Consider the following 627-nt stretch of genomic DNA (forward strand, 5'->3'; position numbering starts at 1 on the left):
GTAGTACCAAGTCCGGGTGGGATCCGGGTGGCCTGAACCGGGCAAACCGGCCCCGGGGCCGGCGGCCAAACCCGGGCCGCCTGCCGCGCGCTCCTGCGTCCCGCCCGCGCGCGGCACCCCGGGACCGGCACGCCCGGCAACAGGGTCGGTAGACCGCTGAGAGGCACGCAGAGCCCGCTTGCGACACGCATCGTTGTGGAACCGCTCCTGCTTGTCCCGCGTGCCGAACTCAATCCGGGGCTCCGCGCCCAGGAAGGCAACCGCCTGGAAAGTCGCGGCCTGGTCCACGATGAACGTCTGCGGCATGGTCTGTTCCTCCCAAGGTCTATGCTCTAGCCTTTAGAGCATCGAGTGAAGTCGACTCTAGTCATTAGAGACGAGACCGTCAAGGGAGTAAATCTGATGTCGCAGTCCGCGCCGGTACCCAAGGACCTGGCACAGTGGGTCGAGCAGCAGATCCGCGACCTGACCGATCTCGTAGCGGAGTCGAAGACAGTCAGTGATCATGACACGGATCACCAGTCCCAATGGACCCTCAACCTCTTGGAAGAGCTGTCTCGGGTCGAGACCATCAGCCGGCGGGTTGTCCACCTACTCACCGCGTACGCGCTGCGGAACAGGCTCGCG

2 protein-coding genes are annotated in these 627 nt (G+C 65.1%); one reads left to right on the forward strand and one right to left on the reverse strand.

Features of this window, described 5'->3' with window-relative positions:
• Positions 1–306: hypothetical protein (locus E1182_RS31825; protein WP_207921589.1), on the reverse strand; the 306-nt coding region annotated here is incomplete at its 3' end.
• Between the two features lie 96 nt (positions 307–402).
• On the opposite strand from E1182_RS31825, the gene E1182_RS30745 reads away from it, so the two are divergent.
• Positions 403–627: hypothetical protein (locus E1182_RS30745; RefSeq protein WP_132271217.1), on the forward strand; the 225-nt coding region annotated here is incomplete at its 3' end.

It is taken from the genome of Micromonospora sp. KC721, from assembly GCF_004348355.1.
In the GTDB taxonomy this organism is placed as follows: Bacteria; Actinomycetota; Actinomycetes; order Mycobacteriales; family Micromonosporaceae; genus Micromonospora.